The organism is Aquabacterium sp. (assembly GCF_004297345.1).
Classification (GTDB): domain Bacteria; phylum Pseudomonadota; class Gammaproteobacteria; order Burkholderiales; family Burkholderiaceae_C; genus Aquabacterium.
In genome coordinates this window covers 1-8718 of the sequence record NZ_SCTN01000124.1, presented here as the reverse complement: position 1 = coordinate 8718, position 8718 = coordinate 1, and the positions used below count along the sequence as shown (strand labels likewise).

The window sequence follows — 8718 nt, the reverse complement described above, 5'->3', positions numbered from 1 at the left end:
CGGCGCCGGAGCACCGAAGGTGCGTAGGGCACCAACACTGGCCATAAAAATGGCGAAGCCATGGCCAGTGTTGGCGTCCGCTTGACCGACCGGTTAGGCTGGTGCGCGGAGTAGAGGGCGCTTGAGCCAGCGAACTCCGTGCAATGAATTTGGTGCGGTTCATGCCGCGGCTCCCTAGGTTTTCGCCACATTTTGCAGCATTTCCAGCGCGGTTCTCATGCGGGACTTTGCGGTGTGCTGGCAGCCGGCGGACGGACAGCCTGGCAGAGCCTTGGCAAGCGGTGTTCTGATTAGCTGCGGTGGTGGCTTGCCTGCCGAAGGACGGGCTACCCCCTTGTGCCTGGCCGAAAGCCCTTTCAAACGAAGGCGACCTTCAAAAATGCTTGTTGAAAGCAATTCCAGAGCGCTTCAAACTGAGGGCCTAACTTTAATTTAGACGACACAAAAAACCGTCTTTCAATCGGACAAAGACGACAGATGTGGGGCCTAACCTAGATGGCCAGACATCGCGCAAGTGCCTGTCACGTAAAGGCAAAGTGACCAAGCGCAGCATGTCGCTCCCAAGTTATGGGACAAATATAACTCGGTACTTTGATGACGTCAGTACGCCGAGTTCTCGGATTCCGATGCGCACAGGCCATGAGGGCAATGGACTGGCTGGCGATGGTCTTGGGGTCTGTCCTAAAAACAGATGAAGGAACTCGCAACCGAGGTCTTCGCGATCAAGCCAGCGTCGACTCAATGGGATCGTTGCGTCTGCAGATATGTTTGTAATATCATCTTTGGAAGCAGACAAACAAAATCAGGCTCAGGGACATGCATCCATCACTTGTGACGTCACGACAGACCATGGCGTTGCCGCCGCTTCAGGCCAATCGTTTGCTTGATCAGGTCAAGGAGCGGATACGTTACCTTCATTTCAGCTTGCGTACAGAAGAGGCCTATCTGTACTGGGTGCGTGCCTTCGTCCTCTTTCACGGCAAGCGGCATCCAAGGGACCTGGGCTTGCAGGAGGTCGAGGCATTTTTGTCTCATCTCGCTAACGAGCGGCACGTCGCAGCGTCCACTCACAAGCAAGCGCTATCAGCCTTGATCTTCATGTATGGCAAGGTCTTGGGGCGTGATTTGCCCTGGTTGGACGCTATCGGGCGACCCAAGTCGTCGCCGAAGTTGCCTGTGGTGCTGACTGCCGCTGAAGTCGCGCAGGTCCTGGCTGCGCTGGATGGGCGATATCGCCTCATCGGGCAATTGCTCTACGGTACCGGGATGCGCTTGATGGAAGGGCTGCGTCTGCGGATCAAAGATGTTGATTTTGGACACGGCGCGATTGTCGTGCGGGATGGCAAAGGCGGCAAAGACCGCACCGTGATGCTGCCAAGCAGCCTGATAGACGCTCTGCGCCAGCAAATTGGACGCACGCGCTTGCTGTGGGAGCAAGACCGGGCTCGCAAGTTGCCAGGTGTATGGCTGCCTACGGCGCTGGACGCCAAATATCCGCGCCTGGGTCAGACCTGGGGCTGGCAATGGCTTTTCCCGTCAGATACCGTGTCGGTTTGCCCCCGAACTGGCGTAGAACGTCGTCACCATGTGATCGACAAATCGTTTCAGCGGGCGTTCAAGAAGGCCGTGGCAGCATCGCAGTTGATCAAGCCTGCTACACCGCATACCTTGAGGCATTCGTTTGCAACCCACTTGCTTCAGGCCAGATATGACATTCGCACGGTTCAGGAGTTGTTGGGCCATGCAGATGTGAGCACGACCATGATCTATACACACGTGCTCAAGGTAGGTGGGGGTGGCGTGCAAAGTCCGCTGGATGTGCTTTAGCGCGGTCTTTTTGCAAGGTCATGCACCATGCGAAAAGCCACATGGCCGCAATATGCCGGACAATTCAGGCTATGAGCGCAGAACAGAATACCCCGAACGTCCCCGCAGTATCCGGTCAACCAGCACCCAAGATTGGCTTTGTTAGCCTTGGATGCCCAAAGGCCTTGACGGACTCCGAACTGATCCTGACGCAGTTGCGGGCCGAAGGCTATGAAACCAGCAAGACCTTCAATGGTGCGGATCTGGTGATCGTCAATACATGCGGCTTCATCGATGACGCTGTCAAGGAGAGCCTGGACACCATTGGTGAAGCCCTGGCCGAAAACGGCAAAGTCATCGTGACCGGGTGTCTGGGGGCGAAGTCCGGTGTGGACGGTGGCAACCTGATCAAGGAAGTGCACCCCAAGGTGTTGGCCGTCACGGGACCTCATGCCACGCAGGAGGTGATGGATGCCGTGCACATTCATGTGCCCAAGCCGCACGACCCATTCATTGATCTGGTGCCCGAGGCACGCGGAGTGGCTGGCATCAAGCTCACACCCAAGCACTTTGCTTATCTGAAAATCAGCGAAGGCTGCAACCACCGTTGCAGTTTCTGCATCATTCCCAGCATGCGGGGTGATCTGGTGTCTCGCCCGATTGGTGAGGTGCTCACAGAAGCCAAGGCCTTGTTCGAATCCGGTGTCAAGGAATTGCTGGTCATCAGTCAGGACACCAGTGCCTATGGCGTGGATGTCAAATACCGCACCGGTTTCTGGGATGGCAAGCCAGTCAAGACGCGCATGTATGACCTGGTCGAGCAGCTCGGCGCATTGGCGCAGCAGCATGGCGCCTGGGTTCGTCTGCACTACGTCTACCCCTATCCCCATGTGGATGACATCATCCCCTTGATGGCGCAAGGCCTGGTTCTGCCCTATCTGGACGTGCCATTCCAGCATGCGCATCCTGACGTGCTCAAGCGCATGAAACGTCCTGCCAACGGCGAGAAAAACCTGGACCGCCTGCGTCGCTGGCGCGAGATTTGCCCTGACATCGTCGTTCGTTCGACCTTCATCGCGGGCTTCCCGGGCGAAACGGAAGAAGAATTTCAATACCTGCTGGACTTCCTGAAGGAGGCAGAAATCGACCGCGCTGGTTGTTTTGCCTACTCCCCCATTGAAGGCGCGCCTGCCAATGAATTGGAAGGAGCCTTGCCCGACGAAGTTCGGGAAGAGCGCCGCGCCCGCTTCATGGCAGTGGCCGAGCAGGTCTCGATCGCCAAGTTGCAGCGCCGTGTTGGTGCCACCATGCAGGTGCTGGTGGACAGCGCACCGGCGATGGGGCGCAAAGGTGGGGTTGGTCGCAGTTATGCCGATGCGCCAGAGATCGATGGCACCGTTCGCTTGCTGCCACCAGAAAAGGCAAGCAAGACGCTCAAGGTGGGCGAGTTCACCCGCGCACGCATCGTGGCCGTAGAGGGACACGACTTGATTGCCTTGCCTATTTGAGTTGATGGCGAACGAGCAGATTGGGGCAACGTGAGCGACGACAAGGCCACAGGGCTGATCCACCATCCCTACAAAGCACCGGGTGGTTTCCAAGCGGTTGCGCCGGGCGTGCACAAGGCATCCACGGTGATTTTCGAGAGCACGGCTGCCCTCAAAACACGCCAGTGGAAGGACAAGAGCGGCTATACCTACGGTCTGCACGGTACACCCACCACGTTCACGCTGGAAGAGCGGCTGGCTACCTTGGAAGGTGGTTTGCAGACGCTGCTCGCGCCCTCAGGCCTGTCTGCCTTGTCCCTGGTGAACATGGGTTTGCTGCGGGCGGGTGACGAAGTCCTGCTACCAGACAACGTCTATGCACCCAACAAGGATTTTGTTGGGGTGGAATTGGCCCACTGGGGCATCACCCATCGTTTCTACGATCCCTTGGACGCGGTGGCGCTGGCTGCTCTGATCACACCCCAGACGCGCTTGCTGTGGCTGGAGGCGGCGGGCTCTGTCACGCTGGAGTTCCCTGATCTGCTTGGCCTCATGCGGGTTGCACGGCAACATCCGCGCCTGATCACGGCTTTGGACAATACCTGGGGCGCAGGGCTCGCGTTCAATGCATTCGATCTGGGCTTGCCGCTCAAAGGTGACTCACGCGGTGTGGACCTCACCGTGCATGCGCTGACCAAGTATCCGTCGGGTGGTGGCGATGTCTTGATGGGGTCTGTGACCACGCGGGATGAGCACTTGCATCTGCAACTCAAACTGACGCACATGCGACTTGGCCTGGGTGTGGGGGCCAACGATGCAGAGTTGGTTTTGCGAGGGCTTCCCAGCATGCCTTTGCGCTATGCCGCGCATGACGCCTCGGCCAGGCGCGTGGCGCAGTGGTGGTCGAATCGAGCCGAGGTTTCCAGGGTGCTGCATCCGGCATTGCCAGGCTCGCCTGGGCACGCACATTGGCGCGAGCTTTGCCAGCGTGCGGGCGGCCTGGTCTCGGTGGTTTTTGATGCGAAACGCTATGGCGCCGAGCAGGTTGACGCATTTGTGGATGCGCTCCAGCTGTTCAAGATTGGCTACTCCTGGGGCGGCCCGATGAGCCTGGTCATGCCATATGCTGTGCAAGGCATGCGGCGGTTTGGTTTTCTGGCCGCTGAGCCTGAGGGCACGCTGGTGCGTTTCGCCATCGGCCTGGAGGATACGGACGATCTGCTCGCAGATCTGGATCAGGCTTTGTCGCAAGCGTGTTAAATCAGCTTGCTCATTGGCCGGCAGCGTGCAGGGCATTGCCTGCGGCAATCGGATCCCCCGTGCGCTCGAAAACCTGCAGCCAGGTTTTGTAGCTCGGCATTTCCTTGACCTTCCAGGGGTGGAAGCCCGGCTTGTAGTAAGCCATGTAGTACCCGAAAGTCGGAATGAACAAGCCGCCGGGCTTGTAGAACCACCACAAGCCTTTGGCCCATAGTTTCATGCGTTGCCCGAAGCTGAACCCGTCCACCTTGAACATGTGGTTCATGATGCGGGCTACGGTGACGGGAAAGCCAAACGTGATCGTCAGCATCGAGATGTTGCGCGCCAGGTAGCCGGCTTTGGCTACTTGCGTGAGCACATCAAAAGCAACGGCCTTGTGCTCCACCTCTTCAATCGCATGCCATGCGTACATGGCACGAACGCGCGGGTCGCTGGCTTCCAGCAGTTCCTTGCGTTCGAAGAAGCAGGTGCACATCATGGATGTCAGGTGCTCCAGTGCGGCTGTGGCCGCCAGCCGTTGTGTGGCCGTGGAGACCTTGGGGGCATCAACAAAGAACAAGGTTTCCAGTTGCGCGTTGATGCTGTCGATGTCAACGCCCTGCGCCTTGAGGCGCTCGTTGAATTGCCGATGGATGAGCGTGTGCTGGGCCTCTTGCCGGATGAAGTTCGTCACCTCCTGCTGCAGCTTGGGGGTGGTCACCCCATCGCGGAACTCGCGAACGCTGGTGATGAAGAACTTCTCCCCCATGGGGAACAGTGTGGACATGGCGTCGAAGAAGCGTGTCTTGAACGCGTCATTGGCCATCCAGTATTTGGGGATGTCGCCGTCCAGCCCAAAGTTGAGCCCCTCGCGCGGAACAATCGGCGCGTGATCCTCATGAGAGGCGGTGGTGCTTTGTTCGTGGCGCATGAGGGCAAACCTTGGTTATCTCAGTCTTCTTTGGACTTCTGCAACTGTTGACGGCGCCATGCACTGGGTGACAAGCTCGTCCAGCGCTTGAAGGCCCGCGTGAAGCTGTGGCGGTCAGCAAAACCCAATTGTGCGCTCAATGATTCGATGTCGCATTGCGAAGACATCAGCCCTGTGCGGGCCATGTCAAGCCTGCATTGGGTCTGGATATCGGTGAACTGCTGGTTTTCCTCCCGGAGTCGGCGCTGCAGGGTGCGCGGATGCAAGCCCAACCGATCAGCCATGCGCTCCAGTCCTTGGCCCAGCAACGCGGGCTGTTGACGGAAAGCGCGCTCCAGCTGCTTGTCCAGCTTTTCTTCCGTGGCGGGCAACTGTTGGCGTACGAGTTCCTGGGCGCGCTGATGAAGGCCAGGTGATGCGCCGGGCAGCGGCGTGTCCAGCATGCGCGTCGCAAACACGGCGGCGTCTCGCGATTGACCTGTGCGGATGGGCGCGGGAAAGCCGGCAGTCAATTCAAAGAAGCGAGGAAGAGGTTGATGCCTCATCTCGATGTGGTGAATCAACGTATTGGGCCCCAGGGCCAGTCGCACGATCTTGCTGATGGCCGCGAAAATGGCTTCCACGAAATAGCCACGCAGGGCCGCCGAGACATCCGGATCCGGGATATCAACGTCCAGGATGAGCGCCGACGTGGCGCCGTGCTCTTCAACCCTCAGTGACATATTGGGCATGGTCATGCTGGCCCATTGCAAGGCGGGCAGGGCATGGCGCAGGGTAGGGCTGGTAGCCAGGAAGGTTTCGAGCGCGGGCAGGTGATCAAAGGCGAAATGCTCGCCCATGACCAGAGGGAAATGGTTGGCTGGCGCTGCAAGATCCACGCATTGCTGCATCAGCTTGAGCAAGGCACTCTTGCGGACCATGGCGATATTGCTGGCGTTCAGATCCACGCCGGCTGCCGAGAACAGCGGATCAATGTTGAAGCGGCAGTGCATGGCCGCCTTGATCCAGGCGTTGGCGCCAACGAAGGGAATGACGTCCTGGCCCGAAGCGCGGAGGGGGGCCGTGCTGACGGGCGGTGGGGTAAAGCGTGTCATGTCGAGCATGGCCACACTCTATGCATGAGAACCTGTCGCGACCAGACCCCTGAGCGACATAAAGGGGGCGGTTTGCGACAAAGTCATCAGACTTTGTGGTTATGAGAAAAACGGACAGGCGGGTGGCGATTCAGGCACAGTCCGTGGCCTCGCTCCCTGGGTATGCGCCTCAGTCCTTGGGGCTGGACGACACCTTGTGCCTCATCAAACGACCCTTCTCGCGTTCCCAGTCGCGGTCCTTGATGGTGTTGCGCTTGTCGTGTTCGGCCTTGCCCTTGGCCAAGGCGATGTCGGCTTTGACCCTGCCGCCTTTCCAATGCAGGTTGAGCGGCACGATCGTGAAGCCCTTTTGCTCGGTCTTGCCGATCAGGCGGCGAATTTGCTCCTTGTGCATCAGGAGCTTTTTGGTTCGGTCGGCGTCCGGTGTGATGTGCGTTGACGCCGATCGCAGCGCATTGATCCGCAAGCCGATCAAGTACAACTCGCCATTTTTGATGACGACGTAACCGTCAGTCATCTGCACTTGCCCGTCGCGAATGGCCTTCACTTCCCAACCCTCCAACACGACGCCCGCCTCAAAGCGTTCCTCGATGTGATAGTTGAAAAGGGCTTTTCTGTTTTCTGCGATGGACATGGATGTGCGCGGCTGCGTGCCGACGTCTTTAAAATACCGACATTCTATGAAGCACGTCCACAAGTCAGTCTTGCTTTGGTACTCACCCCGTGAAATGTATGGGCTGGTGACCGACGTTCAAGCCTATCCCCAATTTTTGCCCTGGTGCGATCGCGCCGAGGTCGTTCAGATCCACGAAGACGGCATGACCGCGCGCGTTCACATTGCGTTCGCGGGCGTGCATCAGGCTTTCACCACACGCAATGTCAACGAACCGAACGTCAGTGTAACGATGCACTTGGTTGATGGGCCGTTTTCCAAGCTAGAAGGAACCTGGCGGTTCACGCCATTGCAAAAGCCGGGGCAAGCGGTCGATGCACCAGCAGATCCCGCTGATGCCCCCGCTTGCAAGGTGGAATTTTCCTTGAGCTATGCATTTTCAAGCCGTGCCTTGTCGCTGGTGGTGAGCCCCGTATTCGATCGGATTGCCAACACCTTCGTGGAGGCCTTTGTCAAACGGGCGGAGCAGGTGCATGGCCCTCGTTGACGCCTCATCCATCATCCGTGTCGATGTGCTTGTCGGATTGGCACCACGCAGGGTTCATGCTGTGAGCCTGACGCTGCCCGCTGGCTCGACGGTACGCGATGCGCTGTTTGCGGCTGATGTCTGGTCCGTGTCTGACACCTTGAGCCTCAACAGCATCGAGTCAGGCGAATGGACGGTGGGTGTGTGGGGGCGCAAGGAGCGTCCGGGCCATGTGCTGCGCGATCGGGATCGCATCGAGTTGGTCCGGCAGCTCAACGTGGATCCGAAAGAGGCCCGACGTGTGCGCTATCGTGCGCAAGGCGAGAAGCTGCCCAAGGGTATTCGGCGCGCAACGCCGTCGCGCTGAATACGCGTGGCGCTTGTTGGTCGTCAGTGGCGTCAGTTGCAGTTGGCCGCAATGGCTTCCTGATTGCGCTGCATCTCTTCTGCGCGAGCCTTGTCATCGAGGAACTCACGCTCGCCCTTGGCGTTGGTGCGTGCAACGCGCAAGCCATCCGTCAAGGTGCGCTGGTAGCCGCGGGCGCGCTGGCAGTTATCTGCCTTGGCCTTGGCAACCTTTTCGTCCTCGGCTTTTTGCTTGGCGGCTTTTTCTTCTTCGGCCTTCTTGCGCTTGGCTTCCAGTTCCTGGTCTACAGCTTTGGAAGGTGCAGGGGCGGCCTGTGTTGCAGCGCTCGCGGCTGAAGCCGCAGCCTCGGCGGCACGTGCTGCGGCGCGGGCAGACGCGGCGGGTCGTGCGAGGATGTCCTTGTCTGGCGTACCAGGGGGCGGTGCCCGGTCGCTGTATTGGATGGCGCCACTGGCATCACGCCACTTCCATTGCATGCCCGCTTGTGCAGGGGAGCTCACCATGGTCAAGCCTGCCAGCAGCAGCGTAACCAGGACCGAAGACGTCGCGCGCGCATTTTTCATGTAGCGCAGTTTATCCGGAGGCCCACCTGGGTACCCCCCGAAAATGCGTGTATTGCTCACGGCATCTTCCCTGCTGACAGAAATGCCCCGAC

9 protein-coding genes are annotated in these 8718 nt (G+C 59.0%); 5 read left to right on the top strand and 4 right to left on the bottom strand.

Annotated features, from left to right (window positions below; genetic code table 11):
• The first annotated feature begins 849 nt into the window (after positions 1–849).
• The 3 genes from EPO09_RS03820 (at position 850) to EPO09_RS03810 (ending at position 4553) form a co-directional block, all read left to right on the top strand.
• On the top strand, positions 850–1827 hold the full coding sequence (locus tag EPO09_RS03820) for an integron integrase (RefSeq protein WP_290640333.1): 978 nt from the start codon (positions 850–852) through the stop codon (positions 1825–1827).
• A 71-nt stretch (positions 1828–1898) separates the two neighbouring features.
• Positions 1899–3314 carry a 30S ribosomal protein S12 methylthiotransferase RimO gene (rimO, locus tag EPO09_RS03815; protein WP_290640324.1) on the top strand — a complete coding sequence of 472 codons (1416 nt, stop codon included), beginning with the start codon at positions 1899–1901 and terminating at the stop codon, positions 3312–3314.
• A 30-nt stretch (positions 3315–3344) separates the two neighbouring features.
• Positions 3345–4553: a PLP-dependent transferase gene (locus EPO09_RS03810; protein WP_290640322.1), complete on the top strand. Its 1209-nt coding sequence runs from the start codon at positions 3345–3347 to the stop codon at positions 4551–4553.
• Positions 4554–4563: 10 nt separating this feature from the next.
• Here the strand turns inward: EPO09_RS03810 and EPO09_RS03805 are convergent, their stop codons facing one another.
• The 3 genes from EPO09_RS03805 to smpB all read right to left on the bottom strand — a co-directional run bounded on the left by EPO09_RS03805 (position 4564) and on the right by smpB (position 7191).
• Complete coding sequence (locus tag EPO09_RS03805; RefSeq protein WP_290640320.1) at positions 4564–5463, bottom strand: metal-dependent hydrolase; 900 nt, start codon at positions 5461–5463, stop codon at positions 4564–4566.
• 20 nt (positions 5464–5483) lie between these two features.
• Positions 5484–6566, bottom strand: a complete 1083-nt coding sequence (locus tag EPO09_RS03800; protein ID WP_290640318.1) for an AraC family transcriptional regulator — start codon at positions 6564–6566, stop codon at positions 5484–5486.
• A 160-nt stretch (positions 6567–6726) separates the two neighbouring features.
• A complete protein-coding gene (gene smpB / locus EPO09_RS03795; protein WP_290640316.1) occupies positions 6727–7191 on the bottom strand; it encodes an SsrA-binding protein SmpB in 465 nt (154 codons plus the stop codon).
• A 46-nt stretch (positions 7192–7237) separates the two neighbouring features.
• Between smpB and EPO09_RS03790 the strand changes: the two genes are divergently transcribed.
• Complete coding sequence (locus EPO09_RS03790; protein WP_290640331.1) at positions 7238–7717, top strand: type II toxin-antitoxin system RatA family toxin; 480 nt, start codon at positions 7238–7240, stop codon at positions 7715–7717.
• On the top strand, positions 7704–8063 hold the full coding sequence (locus tag EPO09_RS03785; RefSeq protein ID WP_290640314.1) for an RnfH family protein: 360 nt from the start codon (positions 7704–7706) through the stop codon (positions 8061–8063). The genes EPO09_RS03790 and EPO09_RS03785 overlap by 14 nt, the downstream gene beginning before the upstream one ends.
• 32 nt (positions 8064–8095) lie before the next feature.
• Here the strand turns inward: EPO09_RS03785 and EPO09_RS03780 are convergent.
• On the bottom strand, positions 8096–8718 hold a 623-nt coding region (locus EPO09_RS03780), incomplete at its 5' end, for a hypothetical protein (protein WP_367200039.1).